The 18,671-nt window shown below is 72.8% G+C and carries 15 protein-coding genes and 1 pseudogene; 2 read left to right on the top strand and 14 right to left on the bottom strand.

Translation table 11 applies throughout. From position 1 onward, the window contains the following. Nucleotide 1 precedes the first annotated feature (1 nt). Nucleotides 2–616, bottom strand: a complete 615-nt coding sequence (locus ACIQ6Y_RS35355) for a toxin (protein WP_404045761.1) — start codon at nt 614–616, stop codon at nt 2–4. Nucleotides 617–1,185: 569 nt separating this feature from the next. Beyond that, nucleotides 1,186–1,566: a YrdB family protein gene (locus ACIQ6Y_RS35360; protein WP_404045764.1), complete on the bottom strand. Its 381-nt coding sequence runs from the start codon at nt 1,564–1,566 to the stop codon at nt 1,186–1,188. A 457-nt stretch (nt 1,567–2,023) separates the two neighbouring features. Here ACIQ6Y_RS35360 and ACIQ6Y_RS35365 point away from each other — a divergent pair, with 457 nt between their 5' ends. Then, nucleotides 2,024–3,586, top strand: a complete 1,563-nt coding sequence (locus ACIQ6Y_RS35365) for a polysaccharide lyase family 1 protein (RefSeq protein WP_404045767.1) — start codon at nt 2,024–2,026, stop codon at nt 3,584–3,586. A gap of 223 nt (nt 3,587–3,809) precedes the next feature. Then, a complete protein-coding gene (locus ACIQ6Y_RS35370) occupies nt 3,810–4,832 on the top strand; it encodes a zinc-dependent alcohol dehydrogenase family protein (RefSeq protein ID WP_404045770.1) in 1,023 nt (340 codons plus the stop codon). Here ACIQ6Y_RS35370 and ACIQ6Y_RS35375 read toward each other — a convergent pair. The 12 genes and pseudogenes from ACIQ6Y_RS35375 to ACIQ6Y_RS35430 all read right to left on the bottom strand — a co-directional run. Continuing rightward, a pseudogene (locus ACIQ6Y_RS35375) lies at nt 4,821–4,940 on the bottom strand (helix-turn-helix transcriptional regulator); the annotation flags it as partial. The gene ACIQ6Y_RS35370 and the pseudogene ACIQ6Y_RS35375 overlap by 12 nt on opposite strands. Before the next feature lie 71 nt (nt 4,941–5,011). After that, nucleotides 5,012–7,000, bottom strand: a complete 1,989-nt coding sequence (locus tag ACIQ6Y_RS35380) for a bifunctional serine/threonine-protein kinase/ABC transporter substrate-binding protein (protein WP_404045773.1) — start codon at nt 6,998–7,000, stop codon at nt 5,012–5,014. Next, on the bottom strand, nt 6,997–7,821 hold the full coding sequence (locus ACIQ6Y_RS35385; protein WP_404045776.1) for a hypothetical protein: 825 nt from the start codon (nt 7,819–7,821) through the stop codon (nt 6,997–6,999). The genes ACIQ6Y_RS35380 and ACIQ6Y_RS35385 overlap by 4 nt, the downstream gene beginning before the upstream one ends. Nucleotides 7,822–7,891: 70 nt before the next feature. Beyond that, entirely contained in the window at nt 7,892–8,782 is an 891-nt protein-coding gene (locus ACIQ6Y_RS35390; protein WP_404045779.1) for a hypothetical protein, read from the bottom strand. Continuing rightward, nucleotides 8,779–9,921, bottom strand: a complete 1,143-nt coding sequence (locus ACIQ6Y_RS35395) for a ferritin-like protein (protein WP_404045781.1) — start codon at nt 9,919–9,921, stop codon at nt 8,779–8,781. The genes ACIQ6Y_RS35390 and ACIQ6Y_RS35395 overlap by 4 nt, the downstream gene beginning before the upstream one ends. Beyond that, a complete protein-coding gene (locus tag ACIQ6Y_RS35400; RefSeq protein ID WP_404045784.1) occupies nt 9,918–11,885 on the bottom strand; it encodes a GMC oxidoreductase in 1,968 nt (655 codons plus the stop codon). The genes ACIQ6Y_RS35395 and ACIQ6Y_RS35400 overlap by 4 nt, the downstream gene beginning before the upstream one ends. A 4-nt stretch (nt 11,886–11,889) precedes the next feature. Beyond that, nucleotides 11,890–12,594: a hypothetical protein gene (locus ACIQ6Y_RS35405; protein ID WP_404045787.1), complete on the bottom strand. Its 705-nt coding sequence runs from the start codon at nt 12,592–12,594 to the stop codon at nt 11,890–11,892. A gap of 2 nt (nt 12,595–12,596) precedes the next feature. Then, complete coding sequence (locus ACIQ6Y_RS35410) at nt 12,597–14,321, bottom strand: GMC oxidoreductase (protein WP_404045790.1); 1,725 nt, start codon at nt 14,319–14,321, stop codon at nt 12,597–12,599. A gap of 369 nt (nt 14,322–14,690) precedes the next feature. Continuing rightward, nucleotides 14,691–15,419 carry a TetR/AcrR family transcriptional regulator gene (locus ACIQ6Y_RS35415; RefSeq protein WP_404045793.1) on the bottom strand — a complete coding sequence of 243 codons (729 nt, stop codon included), beginning with the start codon at nt 15,417–15,419 and terminating at the stop codon, nt 14,691–14,693. Nucleotides 15,420–15,592: 173 nt separating this feature from the next. Then, nucleotides 15,593–16,633, bottom strand: coding sequence for a methionyl-tRNA formyltransferase (locus ACIQ6Y_RS35420; protein ID WP_404045796.1), 1,041 nt, complete (start codon nt 16,631–16,633; stop codon nt 15,593–15,595). A 151-nt stretch (nt 16,634–16,784) separates the two neighbouring features. Continuing rightward, nucleotides 16,785–18,053 carry a phosphotransferase family protein gene (locus ACIQ6Y_RS35425; RefSeq protein ID WP_404045799.1) on the bottom strand — a complete coding sequence of 423 codons (1,269 nt, stop codon included), beginning with the start codon at nt 18,051–18,053 and terminating at the stop codon, nt 16,785–16,787. Next, nucleotides 18,050–18,592: a hypothetical protein gene (locus tag ACIQ6Y_RS35430; protein WP_404045802.1), complete on the bottom strand. Its 543-nt coding sequence runs from the start codon at nt 18,590–18,592 to the stop codon at nt 18,050–18,052. Before ACIQ6Y_RS35430 ends, ACIQ6Y_RS35425 begins: the two co-directional genes overlap by 4 nt. Nucleotides 18,593–18,671 lie beyond the last annotated feature (79 nt).

The following is an 18,671-nucleotide window of genomic DNA, read 5'->3' on the forward strand; positions in this document are numbered from 1 at the left end:
CTCACTCCAGGATCTGGCCGCCGCGGTGGGTGAGCGACAGGTTGATGCGGCCCTCGATCGTGGAGGGGGTCACGGGGCCTCTCGCGTACGGGCCCTTGATCCAGGTGCGGACCTCGCGGCCGAAGAGGAGACCGAAGGTCTCGGCGTCCGCCTCCTCGTCGTCGTCCTTGGCGGCAGCCCGCGCGGCGACCGCCAGCAGGGCCGCGCGCGGGACCTCCTCGGCGGCGAGGATCTGCTCGGCGGCGAGGTGCACGGCCTCGGGGGTCGTGTCGGAGGCCAGGGCCCGCGCGGCCGTGGGCAGACCGGTGTGACGGTGGCCGCTGTCGCCCTGCTCCTCGTGCCACAGCTCATGGCCCAGGATGACGAGTTGAGCCTCGGGCACGGCACGTTCCTCGACCACGATGATCGACCTGTCACCGCAGTCCAGGCGCAGACCGGACACCGGCAGGTCGTCGGGGAAGGCCCGGAACACCAGCTGGATCGGCCGGCCCCGGCGGCTGCCCATGGCCCGGCAGAACGCCTCCATCACCGCGGGCGGCTCCGCAGGTCTGTCCAGCCCCTGCGCCGCGTCCCTGCCCAGACCGGCGAGAAGCGCCTTCATCGCTTTGCTGCCCACCGGTCGGTCTCCTCCTTCGTACGTCACCACCTGAACCCGCAACACGGCTGGGGCAGATGGCGCGACCCGCACCCTACGCGCACCGAACCCATCTCTCAACGATCAAATCCCGTCCGGACACAGGTGTTGGCCGAAGGCTTCGCATGCCGCGAAGGGCCGCCGGGGAGCGTGGCTGACGTCGTCGCCGCCGAACCCGCCTGCGGACGAGGGGAGTTTGCGTCCTGGGCGGGTGCGATGACGTCCGCCGTGATCACGACAGGCTCGAAGGGCGGGCCGCCTCCGGTCGGCCGGCAGGCACTTCTCCTGCCACGACTGCGCGAGATCGCCGCCGAGGACCCTCGCATCCAGAGGCTGCGACCGCACGGCTCCGTCGAGGACGGCGGCGCCGGCATCGACCAGCGGTCCGATCTCGACGTCCTGATCGTCGCCGGCGAGCCGGACGATGTGGCCGAAACCTTCGCCGAGCGGATCGGCTCCCGCCTCGTGCCGCTACTGAAATCGCCCGACGGTGACGTCGGGCCACGGAGACAGCCTGATGAGGCGTGGGCCGGTGACGGATCGGGACAGGCTCAGCCCCGCCGACGAAACGTCTCCGCCACCCCCGTGTCGACCACCACCAGCACCGCCCAGCCCGTCGCGGCGACCGGGTGCCCCAGCCCGTACAACGCGGCCGCGCTGCCGCCCAGGACGAGCGCCTTCACCGCCAACACGCCCAACAGCGGCATCTTGTAGCGGGCCCTCGGCGCGGCGAACGAGCCCCACAGCAGGACGGCCGCGGCCGTCACCGCCACGCCGAGCAGGACGCCGACGCCGCCCCCGCCGGCGACGCGGTACCCCCACCACGCCAGGAGGGCCAGGGCCACCAACTCGACCAGGAAAGCGGTCACTTCGTTGACCGCGTACCAGCCGCGTGCGCCCCACGCGGGCACCGCGGGATCGGGCTCCGCCATGTGCACCCCTCCCCAGCAGGTCCGATCCGGCCATGCTAGCCGCGGGTCCGCACATCGTGCGCAGAACCTTGCCAGCGCCACAGAGGGCACCCTATTCTCGCCAGACCGAAAGCGCTTTCTGTCGCTTCGAAGGTCATTCGAGGGACGTTCGAAGGACCTTCGCGGGACATAAGCAGGACACGCAGGACACGCAGGACACACGGGACAACGCGAGACACACGCGGGACATACGGGGAGCTCCCCACCGCTGAGCCCCCGACGTACACGTCGCACCACCCGAACCACGTGAGCCACAAGAGCCGCCAGAGCCACCCGGATCCATCAAGAGCCGGGCCAGATCCATCAAGAGCCGGCCACCCCGACCGGTCCGCACCGGCGCGGCGGGGTCCGCTCATGCGCGGCGACCAGCACAGCAGCACCCGGCACTTCACGGTGAACCACGAATCGAGGAGGCGAGATGAAGCGACCCGTCGCAGTGCGACTCCACGCCGCGCTGGCCACACTGGCCGTCACGGCCGCGACCGGCGCGGTGCTGTCGATGCCCGAGGCATCGGCGGCGACCGGCGGCGCCACCGGCTACGCGACCCAGAACGGCGGGACCACCGGCGGCGCAGGCGGCCAGACGGTCCGCGCCACCACCGGAACCGCGATCCACGCGGCCCTGTGCGGCCGCGCCAGCAGCAGCACCCCGATCACCATCCAGGTGGAGGGGACCATCAACCACGCCAACACCAGCAAGGTGTCCGGCAGCAGTTGCAACACTGCCGACGGCGTCATCGAGCTCAAGCAGATCAGCAACGTCACGATCGTCGGCGTCGGCAGCGGTGCGGTCTTCGACCAACTGGGCATCCACATACGCGAGTCGAGCAACATCGTCATCCAGAACGTGACGGTCAAGAACGTCAAGAAGTCCGGCTCACCCACCTCCAACGGCGGTGACGCCATCGGCATGGAGAGCGACGTCCGCAACGTCTGGGTCGACCACGTCACCCTGGAGGCGTCGGGCGGCGAGTCGGAGGGCTTCGACGGCCTGTTCGACATGAAGGACAACACCCAGTACGTGACGCTGTCCTACAGCATCCTGCGCAACTCCGGCCGCGGCGGCCTCATCGGGTCCAGCGAGACCGAACTGTCCAACGGCTACGTCACCTTCCACCACAACCTGTACGAGAACATCGACTCCCGTACGCCCCTGCTGCGCGGCGGCATCGCGCACATCTACAACAACCACTACGTGAGCCTCAACGAGTCCGGCATCAACTCCCGGGCGGGCGGGCGCGCCAAGGTGGACAACAACTACTTCGAGGACTCCAAGGACGTCCTGGGCACCTTCTACACGACCGCGGCCGGGTACTGGCAGGTCGGCGGCAACGTCTTCGACAACGTGACCTGGTCGAGCCGCAGCAGCGACTACAACCCGGCCGGGCCGAACCCCGTGTCCAACACGACCGTCAGCATCCCGTACGCCTATGCCCTCGACGCCGCCTCCTGCGTGCCGGGCATCGTGAGCCAGACGGCGGGGGCGAACAAGGGCCTGCGTGTCTCGGACGGCAACTGCACTCCGCAGACGCCCAGTCCGACCCCGACAACCCCAACCCCGACCCCGACGCCCACACCCACCCCGACCCCCACACCCACCCCGAGTCAGCCCACCGGGACCAACCTCAGCATCGGGGCCGGTTCCGACGGGTCCAGCAAGGCCGACGGCACGACCTACGGCAACGTACGGGACGGCAGCATGAGCACCTACTGGTCGCCGGCCGGCTCGACGGGCTCCGTCTCGATCAAGTGGGGCTCCCCCACCACCGTGTCCCAGATCAACATCCGGGAGGCGTCCGGCGCCACCGGCCGCATCGGCACGTGGAGGGTCCTCAACGCCGACACCGGCGCGGTGCTCACGTCCGGGACCGGCGCCGGCCTCATCCGCGTACCGACGACCACCCTGAGCAAGATCACCTTCGAGATCACGGGCGCCTCGGGCACACCCCAGGTCGCCGAGTTCGAGACCTACGCCGGGTGAGCGGACGTTGAGTCGGAAGGGCGTACCGCCGGTATGCCCTTCGACAGGAACTCCCTGCCGGACCCGGGCAGGGGTTTCCTTGAACGAGGTGGGTGCCCGCGAGTGACATCGGCGTCGACACGCTGCCCGCGGGCACTCGCCTCCACGCCGTCGCCCTTGACTGTCCCCGGGACGGCCTCGGATGTCACCGGCGGCCCCGGCTCAGCGAGGAAGAGAGATCATCATGCGTGGTGCTGTACTGCATGCCCCCGGCGACATCCGGGTCGAGGAGCGCGAGAACCCGACGATCGTCGCCCCCACCGACGCGATCGTCCGGCTGTCGGCGGCCTGCGTCTGCGGGTCGGACCTGTGGCCCTACCGCGGTGTCGAGACGTCCCGGGGGCCTGCGCCCATGGGCCACGAGTACGTCGGTGTCGTCGAGGAGGTCGGCGCCGAGGTGCGGGACATCGCGCCCGGTCAGTTCGTGGTCGGCTCGTTCTTCGCCTCGGACAACACCTGCGAGATCTGCCGGGCCGGATACCAGTCGTCCTGTGTCCGCCGCGAGCCGATCGGTGCGCTCGGCTCGCAGGCGGAGCTGCTGCGGGTGCCGCTCGCCGACGGCACGCTCGTCGCCACGCCGGGCCTGCCCTCGGACGACCTGATCCCCGGCCTGCTCGCCGCCTCCGACGTGCTGGGCACCGGCTGGTTCGGCGCGGTCGCCGCCCAGGCGGGGCCGGGCAGGACCGTCGCGGTCGTCGGTGACGGCGCCGTCGGTCTGCTCGCGGTGCTCGCGGCCCGGCAGCTCGGCGCGGAACGCGTCATCGCGATGAGCCGCCACACGTCGCGGCAGAAGCTGGCCCGGGAGTTCGGGGCCACCGACATCGTCACCGAGCGCGGCGACGAGGGCGTGGCCCGGGTCAAGGAGCTCACCGGCGGTCTCGGCGCCCACTCGGTGGTGGAGGCCGTCGGCACCCAGGAGTCGATGATGCAGGCCATCCGCTCCACCCGGCCGGGCGGTCACGTCGGCTATGTCGGCGTCTCCCACGGCGTCGCCCTCGACGGCCAGGAGCTGTTCTTCTCCCACGTCCACCTGCACGGCGGCCCCGCCCCGGTCCGCGCCTACCTCCCCCACCTGATCGACCTGATCTGGAACCGCGAGATCGACCCGGGCAGGGTATTCGACCTCGAACTGCCCCTCGACGAGGCGGCCGAGGCGTACAGGGCCATGGACGAGCGCCGCGCGATCAAGGCACTGCTGCGCCCGTAGATCGCGAGCGTCGAGCTTGGTCATGGCCCGGTTGATGTGGGCCTTCGCCGTTGTCGAGCTGATGACCATGCGGTCGGCGATCTCGTCGTTGGACAGGCCCTGCGCAACCATTTCCGCCGTACGCCGACGACGGCCCGCTGACGGCCCGGCCCGCCTGCCCTAGGCCGTGAACAGGCGAGTCACCGTGTCGCTGCGGCCCAGGAAGCCGGGCCGCCGAGTTGGCGGAGCACCAGGGCGACCAGGCCGACGGCATCGTACGCCTCGGCGGACCAGCGGCCGGGTGTGCCGCCGTAGCGCCCGCGGTAGGCGGCGGTGAAGGTGCGGGCGGCCTGGGTGTCCATCGACTGCGCCTCGGTGTGGGAGGCGGCGAACACCCAGCCGTCGGTCGCGTCGCCCGCCGTGTCGAGGACTGTCCGCCCCATCAGCGGCTCGATGCCCGCCCTGGCGCCGGTGTAGCCCTCGCGGGCCAGCGCGCGGGCGCAGGCGGCGGCGCGGGGCTGCGAGGTGCCCGCGAGGACGACGGCGTCCGGCCGCGTCGCCAGCGCCGCCCGGACCGCCGTTCCGAAGCCGGCCTGATCCGCGGGGACTTGGTGGACGGTGAGCGTGCCCGTGCCGGGCGGCACCAGGCGCAGCATCCGCGTGATCCCGGAGGCGGCACTGCCGCCCGCCCGGTCCTCGACGACCGCGGTACGGCGGGCTCCGGCCGCCTGGGTGAGGTAGAGCGACAGCGCGGGCGCGAGGTCGTCGTCGCCCACGCGTGTGCCGCACACGTACCGCACCAGGTCCTCCAGTTCGAGGACCCGCGGCGGGGCGGGCGCGGACACCAGCACCATCGCCATCCGGGCCGCAGCGTACGCCCGCCCCGCCTCGGTCACTGCCGTACCCGAAGCGGGTCCCAGCACCACGCGCACCTCCGGGTCGGCGGCCAGGCGCCGGGCCGCGGTGACCGAGTCGTCGGCGACGGCACGCAGGGCGAGCCGGAACGGGGCGTCCGCGCGGGCGTTGTGCGCGGCGACGGCCAGCCGGGCCCCGCGCTCCTGCTCCCGGCCCACGGCCTGCAGACCGACGGTGTGCACCGGCAGTTCGGTCCCCGCGCCGCCGCCCCTCAGCGCCAGGGCCGCCGCGCCGATCCCGCCCGCCGCCAGGGCCCCGGCCGCGCTCGCGCCGATCGCCGGCACGCGGCGCCGTGACACTCTCGGGCCTCCGGCGTCCGGTGAGTCCGCCTCCGGCACGCCCTCGCGGGGCGGCGGGTCCAGGGCCCGCGCCGAGTGCGCCGCCACCGACCGCAGCACGGCCGGCGGCAGCCAGTGGTCCTCCACCGCCGCGTCCACGAGCGCCGACCGGGGATCTCGTACGTTACTCAGCGCGGCGCGCAGTTCCGCGGCCGTGGGCCGGTCCGCGGCCTCCTTCGCCAGGCAGTGGGTCACGGCGGTCCGGGCGGTCCTGGGGAGCCGGTCGAGGCCGGTGAGGTCGGGCTCCTCGTGGACCGTGCGGTACAGGACGGTCGCCGGGTCGCCGCCGCCGAACGGGGGCCGGCCCGAGACGGCGTACAGCAGCACGCAGCCGAGGGAGAACAGGTCGCTCGCCGGGCCCACGTCGTCGCCGTAGGCGCGGGTCTGCTCCGGGGAGAGGTAGCCGGGCGTGCCGATGATCGCGTCGGCTGCGGTCAGGGCCGTGGCGCCGCCGCCCCGGACGATGCCGAAGTCGATGAGGTGGGGGCCGTCGTGGCCGAGGACGATGTTGCCGGGCTTGACGTCCCGGTGGACGAGACCGGCGGCGTGCACGGCGGCCAGCGCGTCCGCGATGCGGAGGCCGAGCGTGAGGACGGCCGGGACGGGCAGCGGGCCACTTCCGGCGACGGCCTCGCCGAGGGTGGGTCCGGGGACGAACTCCGTGGCCAGCCAGGGCGCTTGGGCTTCCGGGTCGGCGTCGGTGACCGGCACCACCCAGCGGCCGCTCACCCGGGCGGCCAGCCGTGCCTCGCGCCGGAACCGGGCCCGGAACTGCGGGTCGGCGGCGTGCTCGGCGCGGATCACCTTCAGCGCGACGAGCCGCCCCGCGCGGGTGCGGGCGAGGTAGACCACGCCCATGCCGCCTTCGCCGAGCCGGGCCAGCAGCCGGTGTCCGCCCAGCCGCGCAGGGTCGGAGGGCAGCAACCGCCCGGTCACGTGCCCTCCCCCGGCGCCGGGCGGCCGATGCGGGCCTTCACGCCGCGCAGCATCTGCGTGAAGTACTCCCTGACGATCTCGGCGGCCGCCTCCTTCGTCTCCTCGCTCCCGCCGCAGTAGGAGGCGCTGACGACGACCGGCCCGAAGGTGGCCTGCATCCACGCGTACGGGTACGGTCCGCCGGAGGTGTCGCTGTCGCAGCGGCCGTTCTCGATGAGCCAGTCGTCGCTGAAGGCGTTGCAGCCCTCGCCGCGGACGTACGCACCGGAGGTGAGGTCGCTCAACTCCTCGCCCGCGCGCGGGATCTGCCGCGGGCAGGCCATGGCCTCCTCCATCATCCGCGCCTGCTCCCAGGCCGCGTCGAGCGCCGTGCGGTGCACGGTGACCTCGGCGGTCAGCCGCAGCCCGTGGACGTCGCCGCCGCCCGGCACCTCGAAGTCGCGGCGCAGATCGGCGAGGACGTCGGCCGGCAGCGGTTCACGCCGCCAGCCGCGGTCCTCGCCGAGCACGGCCCAGGTCGCCGGATCACTCTCGTACGGCGTCCCGCGCCGCGCTCCGTTGCCGACGGTCTGCTCGTCGGCGATCACCGAGCGGACCAGCGCCCGGGCCTCCTCGGCGGTCCGCGGCGACCGCGCGGGATCGGCGGCCTCGGCCGGGCTCTCGCCGGCCACGGGCGGCGCGTCGTCACCGGCGGACGGGGCGGTGGACGTGGCGGGCCGCGGCGCTCCGCGGCCGTCGGTGTCCCCGCCGGAACATCCGCCCAACAGCAGTCCGCAGACGAGCAGGACGCCCGAGCCCCGTAAGTGTGTCCCACGCCCCACGACGGACCATTGTCCACGGCGCTCGGTGATCTGTCAGGGGCTCCCCCTCGGGCGGAGGGCCGCGATGGGTTCAGGTCGTGCTGACCCAGTACGGCCGGTTCTGGGCCGCCACCGGCGGGGACTGGTAGGTCCAGGCGCCGGCCGGGCTCTTGTCGAGGACGAGGTCCAGGAAGCCCTTGCTGCGCCCCAGGGGGTCGGCGTCGCCCACGGTGAAGTCCAGCGCCTCCGGCCCGTCGCTGAGGTCGTACCAGGTGTACGGCGAGAAGACGTTGAGGGGCGCGGCCAGCGGGCGGGTGTGCTCGCCCTCCTTCCGGCTGCCGTACTCGGTGAACGGCGTGGCGCTGACGGGCTGTCCGCCGATGTCCTCGAGGTCGGCCTCGAAGGAGAAGTAGGTGTTGGCCGGGGTGAAGGAGCCGTCGGCGGCCGCCGTGCCGTACGTGCCGCAGACCACCTTCCAGCAGTCGGTGGCCTTGGGGTCGCCGGTGGTCGCGTTGGGCACGGGCAGCGTGTGCTGGAAACCGGCCTTGTGCTTGGGCTCGTTGAAGAGCTTCACGCCCGCCTCGATGGCGATGTCGCTGTCGCAGGCCACATGGACCCGGCAGTTGCCGAGGAGGTGGGTCTGGTCCTCGCCGTGCGCGTACTGCGAGTAGCTGAGCCTGGGGACGCGGGCCGCCTCGGCGGTGGGGTGGGCGATGACGTTGAGCTCGACCTCCTGGGTGATGCCGGCGCCCGAGCCGAACTGGGCGAAGTAGAGCTGGTAGTTGAAGGAGAGGCAGACGCTGCCCTCGAAGAGGGCCGGGGTCAGATGGCGGCCGGCGTCGTCCTGTCGCAGCAGGTTGGTCACGGCCTGCTTCTCGGCGGGGTCGTCGAGCAGGAAGTCGAAGCCGATGTTGGTGAAGGTGCCGTAGAAGAAGGGGAGGCCGAACCCCTGGGGGATGGGGGGAAGTTCGTGCCCGGTCATCGTGCGCTCTCCTCGGTGGGGGTCGGGTCGGTCCGGAGGACCTCGGTGGCCTGGACGCGGGCCGAGTCGAAGTGGTCGTCGACGAGTTCGAAGGTGGGGCTGGCGTGGTAGCCGTCGCGCGCCCGGTCGTCGTCCGGGTGCGGGTTGCGGTACATGCGCTGGGCGAGGTCGCGCAGTTCGAGCATCACCGGGACCGCGTAGTGCATGGCCCGGGGGATGCCGGTGAACGCCATGTCCAGCAGGGTGAGCAGGTAGGCGTACCGCTCGTTGAAGAGCTGCGCCTGCCGGCGGACCTGGGAGCGGGGCGGGTAGTCGGAGACCTTGGTGTCGCCGAGGATGGGGTAGGTGTCGTCCCAGGTGACGTCGACGACGGGGCCGCTCGGTTCGGTGCGGGGCAGGTCGTGGCGGCCGTAGCGGCGGCCGGTGCGGATCTCCTTGAAGCGGAAGTAGTGGGCGACCTGGCGTTCCTCGCCGAAGTGCAGGTCGTCGCTGTCCCAGATGGTGTCGGCGACGCCCTCGCCCTGGTCGCTGATCACCTCGACGGCGAGGAGCGCGCTCTTGAGGTCGGTGACGGCGAACACCTCGCCGCCGGAGTTGTAGAAATCCTCGGGGCCGACCTGGCGTTCGGGGGGCCCGGTGAAGATGGTGGACCCTTCGGCGCTGCCTTCCAGATCGATCAGGCCCTGCCGGATGAAGCCGTAGAACTGTCCGATGGACGTCCAGCCGGTCGCCTGCGGGTCGGGCGGCACGAAGGAGCGCGGGCGCTCGATGAGCATGAAGGTGTCCAGCGCCTCGGGCGAGAAGTGCTGGAGCGGGACGGGCGGCAGGCTCGGGTCGCTGAACGGCAGCACGGCCGGGTAGCCGGCGACGAAGCCGGGGTTGGCGACGTCGGGGGTGCCTCCCACGGCGTTGAGGAGGTTGGCGGCGAGCGTGAGGTGCAGCATCTCCTCCAGGACGACGCTGCGGATGGTGTTCTGGGCGGGCCGGTTGGTGCCGGGTCGGATGGTGTACATCCCGGTCATGTAGACGGGGATGGTGAGGTGTTCGACCTCCAGGGCGGCCTGGAGGTAGCTGCGCAGTTCCTCGACGGTCTCGGGCGGACCGGGGTTCTTGCGGCTGAGCTCGTAGGCGGTGATCATCGGCTGCCCTCCACGGCCAGGTCCTGGTGCAGGGGCTCGGGCGTCCGGGCCGCTGTGGTGACCGGCTGGTGCAGCCGGGCGAGGTCGCGGTGGATCTCCTCGGCGCTGCGCAGGGCGAGCGCGGCCATGGTGAGGGTGGGGTTGCTGGTGCCGATGGAGGGCATGCTGCCGCAGCCCACCGCGAAGAGGTTGGGATGGTCGTGGGTGCGCTGGTAGGAGTCGACCACGGAGGAGGCGGCCCGCGAGCCCATGATGTGGGTGCCCGCGCCGTGTCCGGCGCCGTGGTAGGCCAGGTCCAGTTCCTCGTCTCCGATTCGGTGCCGGAAGTGGCCGAGCGGGGCGACGCCGTCGCGGGGGCGGTAGTCGGTGAAGTCCTGCGCGCCGAGGGCGGCGAAGATCCGCTGGGACACCTTGCGGGCGGCGAACACGCCGTCGCGGACCCGCTGGTCGAGGTCGTAGTGGAGGATCGGCTTGGGGTTGCCCACGCCGTCGCGGTGGCGGCGAGGGTCGATGGTGACGCGGTTCTCGGGGTTGGCGTGCTGTTCGACGGCGATCTGGAGCTGGATCTGGCGGTTGATCTCGTCGCCGAGCCGGTGGCGCAGGGCCGGGCCGAAGAGGCCGTCCGCCTTGATCTCGCCGTTGTGGTCGCCGCCGAGGGCGAGCATCGCGCTGACGTTGCTGAACGGCGCGCCGGTGGCCCAGCCCCAGCCCCAGTTGCCGATCTCGATACGGAACGGGGCGCGCCGGGCGCGTCCGGCGCCGAAGCGGAAGCACTCCAGGCCGGTGGTGTGACCGGGACCGCGGAAGGGTCCGACGGGTTCGTTCTGCGGCATGCGGGCCCAGGCCAGCATGGTGGGGTGGTCCATGAGGTGGCGGCCGACGTAGCCGCTGCTGTTGGCCATCTCGGACGCGAGCAGCAGCACGGCGTTCTCGATGGCGTGCGCCGCGAGGACGACGACGTCGGCCTCGGCGGTGTAGGGCGTGCTCACGGGAGTGGCCGGATCGCCGTACTCACGGAACTCCACCCCGCGTACCGAGGTGCCGCGGCCCGGCAGCACCCGGCTGACGACGCAGCGTGTGGCCAGGTGCACGGAGTCGGTGAAGTCCTGCTGGAGCCGCAGCGGTGAGGACTTGGCCTGGACGGGGCAGATGGGGGTGCAGCTGGAGTTCCCGACGCAGCGCTCACCGTAGTTGGGCAGGCCGACCGCGCCGCGCGGACGGTAGCCGCGACCGTTGTCGTAGAGCGGGTTGGGGGTGCTGTTGCGGCCCTGCGGCAGGCCGTACACCTTCAGCGTGTAGTCGGCGGCGGCCACCTCGTCGCGGACGGTCTCGTCGTCGAGTTTCCGCTGGAAGACCCAGTCCTGCCAGCTCCAGGGGATCTCCTCCATCGGGTACTCGTAGTCGTCGGGCGGTACGACGCCGAGGAGGCGCTGTTCGTCGGCGTCGCCCGCGGTGCCGATGAGCCGCTCGGCCTCGCGGACGTGCGGCTCCAACTGCGCCGCCGTGACGGGCCAGTTGCGGCCGTACTGGAAGTGGTCGCGGGTGGCGTAGTCCTCGGGGTGCATGCGCGGGACCGCGCCCAGCCAGTGCATGGCGGCGCCGCCGAGCGCGCGGATGTAGTCCGTGCCGTAGGGCAGGGGGCCGGTCTGGACGAAGTGGCCGGTGGCCGTGTAGCCGGGCGGGTCGGCGGTGGCGCGCAGGTCGAGGACGTCCGGGAAGGGGGCCGCGGTGTTGCGCCGGTAGGCGGAGTTGGGCGTTTTGATCACGGTGGAGGAGAAGGTGTCGATCGAGTCCTGGTAGCCGGCCCAGGTGTCGGTGCCGCCGTTGCCGGCCTCCAGGACCAGCACCTGCCAGCCCTGCCTGCCCAGGTGGCGGGCGATCAGACTCCCCGCCCAGCCGCTGCCGACGACGATGGCGTCGTAGCGGCGCCCGTTGACGGCGGACCCCGTGGTGGTCACGGTCATCGCTTCACTCACTCGCTTCCTCGGTCCGCGTGCCCGGCTGCGCAGCGGCGGCCGGTACGGCGGACGGGGTCATGCCGCGCGACAGGCGTACGCCGGGCAGGAGATGGGCGGGGACGCCGTCGCCCGGGAGGTCGGCGGCGAAGGCGGTGGCCGCGTAGGTCGTGGCCTTGGCGGCGGTCTCCACCGACGGGTCCTCGACGGCGACGGCCAGCAGTTCCTCGCGGATCTCCTCCTCGGTCGGCAGCTCCGGCGGCTCCTCCGCCCAGGTGCCGAAGCCCGGCGGCTTGGCCCCGGCCGGATGCCCGGCGAACGCACGCCAGACGAGCCCTTCGGGATAGCTGCTCACCGAGGCCACGAACTCGGTGTTGGGCATCTCGCGGCGCAGCGCCGCGTGCGCGGCGGGGGCGAGCCGGGGCCAGGCGCCGGTGTACCAGAGGTAGGTGACCGCGCGGGCGATCTCCCGGTCCACGGGGGTGAGGGCCGCGGTGCCGTCGCCGTCGCTCGACTGCTGCCAGGCGTCGAGGAACGCCTTGAAGCGGGCCGCGCCGCCGACCTGGTGGCGTGCGGTGTCGAGGTACAGCTGGGCCATGCCGGTGCCGTACAGGTCGTAGGTGGCGAAGCCGGTCATGGACGTCGACTGCTCGACGAACCGGCGCAGGTCCGGGTCGGTGGTGGGGGGCGGGTCGGTGGTGGTGTCGTCGGTGAGCACGCTCACCCCTTCGTACGGCGTGTGAGGAGGTGGTCGGCCAGGCGCTGGGCCAGGGCCACGGCGGCGAGGGTGGGGTTCCAGGAGCCCGAGGTCGGGAAAGTGGCGGCGCCGCCGACGTAGAGGTTGGTGACCTGGTGCAGTCGGCAGTCGGTGGTGGTGACCGAGGTGTCGCGGCTGGTGCCCATCCAGAGGGTGCCGGACTCGTGGACCAGGGCGTCCTTGAGCCGGCCCGCGGGGATCTCGGCCTTCCAGGAGCCGGGCAGGCCGTTGTCGCCCGGATGCCAGTACTCGATCTTCGCGGTGTCGAGGCCGTTGGCGAGGACCCGCTGGACGAGCTGCTGGGCCTGGGCGTCCATGGTGGTGCGCAGGGCGAGGTCCGTCGTGCCGGGCTTGAGGTCGAGGACGGTGTCGCCGTTGTCGACGTAGACCCGGCTGCCGTCGGTGGCGCTCGGCCGGCTGCGCCATTCGCCGAGGCAGTGGACGAGGAAGCCGATGTGGTCCTTGTCGCTGAGCTGTTGGAGGAACTCCTGGTCGAAGGAGTCGGGGATCAGCCGGTACAGGTCGGGTACGGCGGTGTCGGGCGCGGGGTTGGAGGCGCCCATGAGGTGGATGTGGAAGTCGCGGGTGTCCTCGGGCTTTGCGGCTTCCACGCGGCCGCGCAGATACATGCAGGCGACCTGGAGTCCCTCGTCCTCCAGTCCCTTCCATGCCTCGCGCGGCACTCGGGCCGAGAACCAGGAGGCGACGTGTCCGCCGAGGTTGGTGCCGGTGAAGCGGGGCAGCACGTCGGGGAACGAGTCCAGGAGCAGGCCGGTGGGCTCGACGATGCCGTTGGCCAGGACGAGGTCGGTGTGCGGGGCGAGCTTCAACACGCCCTGGGTGGTGGACAGTTCGGTGGCCCGGCACTCGGGGCCGTGGGAGTTGCTCCGGGGCTCGCTGTGCCGGATCTCCAGCACCTCGCAGCCGGTGACGAGGTCCACCACGCCGGGGTGCGTCTCGGTGAGCTCGATCAGCACGGGGACCGGGCTGAACTTGCGGTAGCCGAGGGAGGAGGTGGTGGCCTGGGAGGCGAGCGGGACCTCCAGCTGCGGGGCCTGGATGGCGTCCGGGAAGTGGCCGAGGCCGGCGAGTTTCGCCTGGAGCTGTTTGCGCAGCGCGGGCTGGAAGGCGGTGAACTGGCCGCCCATGCGGCTGGGGAGGACGGCGCCGAGGAATTCCTCGGCCGACGTCCAGTATTTCTCCAGGGAATCCTTGACGGTCTGGGGCCACTCGGGCATCTGCTGCTCGCTCGGGCGGGGAATCCAGGTGCTCCAGAATTGGGCACGTCCGCCGAGATAGGGAATCTGCGGCGCGAGATCGAAGGTGGTGCCGGGCGCGCGGCGCCAGGGCCGTGCCACGGCGTCCTTCATCAGGCGCTGATAACGGGGGTGAAGATTCTGGACATGTTCGGGAAGGAGGAAACTTCCCTTCTCCAGGACGAGGACGCGGAGTTTCGTCCCGCCCCTGTTCTGGACGAGCCGGTCGAGCACGGCGGCGCCGACCGCGCCCCCGCCGACGATCACGACGTCGTACTCGACGCCGCTGACCTGCTTCAATGTCTTGCAGTAGTAGGTGGCGACCGGATCGCGGTCGGCCGGAACGGGCGGCACGACCTGCGACGGGGCCGTGGTGACGTCCAGCAGCGTCGTCCCCTCCGCGAACACCGCCGGCGGATCGGCATTTGGCACGGGCAGACCTCCTTGCGGAAGTTCCGTTGGCATGTGACGAGCCATTCTGCGGACTCACCCAGCACCCGGCAATGCCTGCAATTATGCGAGGGCGATTCCGGGAAAGGTTTCTGCGGACGGGGTCGCACAAGGGGAAACGCTTCACCGCTCACCCCTTTTTCGTCCCATCCCACCGGCACATTCACCGATGTGGGTTAACTACCGAACGCGTGTCCCTGTCGTTGTGACCGTCGCCGTGGCCGCCTCGCTGCTCGGCGCGAGTCCGCACTGCAGGCCGCCGACGCCGCCGTGCTGCCCGGCAGTTGGGCCACCGTCTTTCGTGCCCGCGCTGCGCACCGACTCCTCGACGAACGTGGCCGATCTCGTCAGCTATCCCTGAGCGAACCGGTCGAGCAGCGCGTCCAGGCCGGCCGCCAGCCCTTCCGGGCCCGCGCGGTCGGCCAGGGCGGCGGCCGTGCGGCGCAGGGTGGGCAGTTCGTGCGAGGGCATGCGGTGCAGACCGAGCCGGAAGGCGGGGTCCGGTTCGTCGGGGTTGTCGACCATGGGGCGCAGTTCGGCGGAGACATAGCCGAGGAGCCAGGCCGTCACGGCCTCGAAGGCGACCGCGGCGCGGGTCCCCTCCAGGCCCGACCGCTCCAGGAGAACGAGCACGCGCTCATGGTCCCTGAGCACCGCGAGGGGGCGCCGGGCCAGCGGGACCGCCAGCATGCGGGTGGTGAGCAGCGGCACGGCGTGCGGGTGGGCGAGGCAGACGTCGTAGGTGGCCCGCGCGATGCGGTGCAGCCCGGAGCGCCCGTCCTGCTCGGGGTCCCAGTCCCCCAGGCGCTCCTCCAGCTCCAGGTACAGCGCCTCGACGAGGCCGTCGAGGAGCGCGTCCTTGCCCTCGGCGTAGCGGTAGAGCGCCATCGCCTCCACGCCGAGTTCCGCGCCGAGGCGGCGCATGCTCAGGGCGGACAGGCCCTCCCGGTCGACCAGCTCCAGCGCGGCGGCCAGCACGCGCTCGCGGCTGAGGCGGCCGTAGCGGCCACGGTCGCTGGCGCGACGCGCCGGAGAGTTCGATGCGCCCTCGCCGCCGGACCCGGCCCGCCCTCTCGTCATGCCCGCCTCCGTTCGTCCGACAGCGTTCCGGCATTCCCGTGTTGGCTGTATGTACCCATAGGCGCAAAGTGTATATATACGATGTAAATATGCGCCTTGCTCTCAGGGTGCGACGGCGTGGCGGGCGAGGGTGACGCCGACGTCGGGGTGCGCGGCCGGCACCGGCACGGTGTTCATCGCAGCGCCCCCTCCGGGCGGGGGCCCTCGCCCCGGACCCAGCGGGCCACGTCGGGCGGCACGGGCGCGAACCGCGTGCCGGGCAGCACGCCGAACCGCCGGCACCAGCGGGCCGCGGGCTGCGGCGGTTCGGCCCGGCCGCCCATCTCGGTGACCAGCACGCTGCCGCCGCGCGCGGCGATCCGGACCCCGTCGGGCTCGACTGCGAGGACCATGCCGGGCGGGCCCGCCGGTTCGTCGCGGCGCGGCGGGCGGGTGCGCCAGACCATCACCCGCTCGCCGTCGAGCATCCCGAACGCGCCGGGGTACGGCGTGGTCAACGCCCGCACCCAGTCGTGCACGGCGCGCGGCCGGCGGTCCCAGTCGATGACGCCCATGGCGTGGGTGCGGCGCGGCAGCACATCGCCCGCGGCCGGGTTCTGCGGCTTGCGCGGGGCGGTTCCGGTGAGCAGGGCGGGCAGATGGGTGAGGAGCATGTCGGCGCCGGCCTGCGCGACCCGGTCGTAGACGGTGGCGCAGGTGTCCTCGGGGCCGATGTAGAGCCGGCGCTGGTCGACGATGTCCCCGGTGTCCGTGCCGGGGTCGAGCAGCATCATCGTGTTGCCGGTGACCGACTCGCCGCGCAGGATCGTCCAGTTGACGGGGGCGCGGCCGCGGTGGCGCGGCAGCAGGGAGGCGTGGAAGCCGACGCAGCCGTGCCGGGGAACGGACAGCAGCTCGGGGCCGAGCAGCCGGGTCCAGCCGACGACGACCACCAGGTCCGGTTCCAGCGCGCGTACGCGTGCCAACACGGCGGGCGCGTTGACGTCGCTCTCGCGCAGCACCGGGACGCCGGCGGCCCCGGCGGCGCCCGCGAGGTCGGCGGCGCCGCAGAGCCGTCGCCGCTCCTCGTCGGGTGGCGTGATCACGGCCGCCAGGCGGACCAGCGGCGAGTGGAGCAGGGCCGTCAGCGCCGCCTGCGCCTCGTGCACGGCGCCGACGAGGACGACCCGGCCCGGAGGGCGTGCGGGCGTGGGACGAGCGGATGCTGTGCGCATGACGGTTCCTTCGAGGTCGGGGCCGTGTGCGGCCACGGCAACGGGCCGGGACCACCGGCACCGCCGGGGCGGGAGGACGAGGGCGGCGCGGGCCGTCGCGGATGAGGTCTCGTGGCGGGCGGTGGACGCCCGTGGGATGCGCGCGGGTGGGTCAGAACGGCCATGGCGTCTCCTCGGCCGCGAGCAGCAGGATGAACGCCCGGGCCTGGGCCTCGGCGAAGCGGGGGTCGGTGGCCTCGGCGGCGACCGCGGCGAGCTCGGCGAGCACGGCGTCGCGCCCGCAGGCGGCGGGCAGGCCGAGGCGGTGCAGCGCGGCGGCGAGGAACTCGCGGATCAGCCGGGGGTACCAGCCGGCGCCGTCGAGCGCGTAGGCGAGGGCGGCTCCGGGCCGGCCGGCGATCAGCCCGTGGTGGCCGGGCACGCGGTGGCCGGGGTGGGTGCGGCGGTCGAGGTGCTCGCAGTAGGAGACGACGAACCGGGCCGGGTCGGCGAGCGGGCTGCCGGCGGTGCGGGCGTGCTCCCAGTCGACGACGCCGGAGACCCTGTGGTGGCTCACCAGGACGTTGCCGGGCCAGAAGTCGCCGTGCACGGCGGCACGGGGCGCCAGGTGTGCGCGCAGCCGACGGCGCAGGGCGTGCAGCCCGACGCGGGCGGGGCGGGGCAGCCGGTCGTCCAGCGCCTCGGCCACTCCGGGGCGCAGGTCGAGGGGCGCGAAGGCACCGGCGGTGGCCGACTGGAAACCGGCCAGCCACTCGGCCGCGGCGACGAAGTCGGCGCGCACCGGGCCGGGCCGCGCGTGGTGGCCGGGTCGGTGGTAGGCGACCAGCATCGGCGCTCCGGGCAGGGCGCCGGTCGCCAGGGCGGGCAGGTCCCCGTGGCGCAGCAGGCCCAGGACGGTGGGGACGGTCGACCGCGTCACGCCGAGCGGCAGCGGTGCGAGGGCGCGGAGCCGTTCGGTCTCGCGCAGGATCGACTGGGCGGCCTGGGGGCCTGCCGGGATCTTCACGGCCAGCTCCGGGTGCGACGCGTCGGGCGGGAAGATCAGCAGGAGCAGCCGGGCCGGGTCGTGGCTGTGGTCGAGCAGCACCACGGGCCCGGACGCGGTGAGCCGGCCGATGTCGCCGAGGGTGTCGTGCGCGGGTCCGGCGCCGAGGTCCTGGTCGGTGACGGTGAGGCCGGGCAGGATGCGCGGCAGGGCCGGTACGGCGAGGGCGGCGCGAGCGGCCGGGTAGAGCCAGCCCGGCATGGGCGGCGGGATCGCCAGCAGCGACTGGCGGACGTAGTGCAGCACCGCCGCCCGGTCCTCGGCCACCACGACCGGGTGCCGCCGGGAGGGCAGGGCGAGATACCGCCGGCCGGGGGGCAGCAGGTCGCGCCACATCCCCTCGCGCCCCGGCACCTGCGTCGGTGACGCCGTCATGACAGCACCGCGAAGGGCCGGCCCGGGCCGCCGTGGGCCTGAGGCGCGGGCACGTACACGCACACGTCGGAGGACGTGCGGTGGGTGCCAGGCGCCGGCAACGGCCGGCCGGTGTGTGCGAAGGCGGGTTCGCTGTCGACACGTTCCGCGTGGAACCGGAGCCGGGCCAACTCGCCCCACAGACAGGGCAGTTCGAGGCCCGGCCGATGCCGAACGGCTCGCCGGTGGCCCGCAGCACCTCGTGCCGGCGCGGCGTCGTGGAAGACGACCTGCGGGCGCAGTCCGGCGAAGACCTGGTCGATGCGCGCGCGGTCACGGATGTCGGCGATGACGATGTCGTCGCCGTGCAGGCCACTGCCGTCCACCGCGTACGGCCGGTCGCCGCCGAGCATGTCCCGGTGGAGCGCCACGCCATGCGACGGCTGGTGCCCCACACTCGCCCCGCCTGCCTCCGCGGACTGCCGGAGACGAGGGGGGCGAGCCCCGGGGACGGCGCTCACGACGAGCGTGCGCAGACCGCTGGTCAGCTGTGCCGTCATCACGGACTCCTCGAAGGAGAGCTCCCGTGCGCCGTCTATTTACGGCGTATACGTACACACTTTACCGATTTGCCCGGTA

It is taken from the genome of Streptomyces sp. NPDC096205 (assembly GCF_044763135.1).
GTDB lineage: Bacteria > Actinomycetota > Actinomycetes > Streptomycetales > Streptomycetaceae > Streptomyces.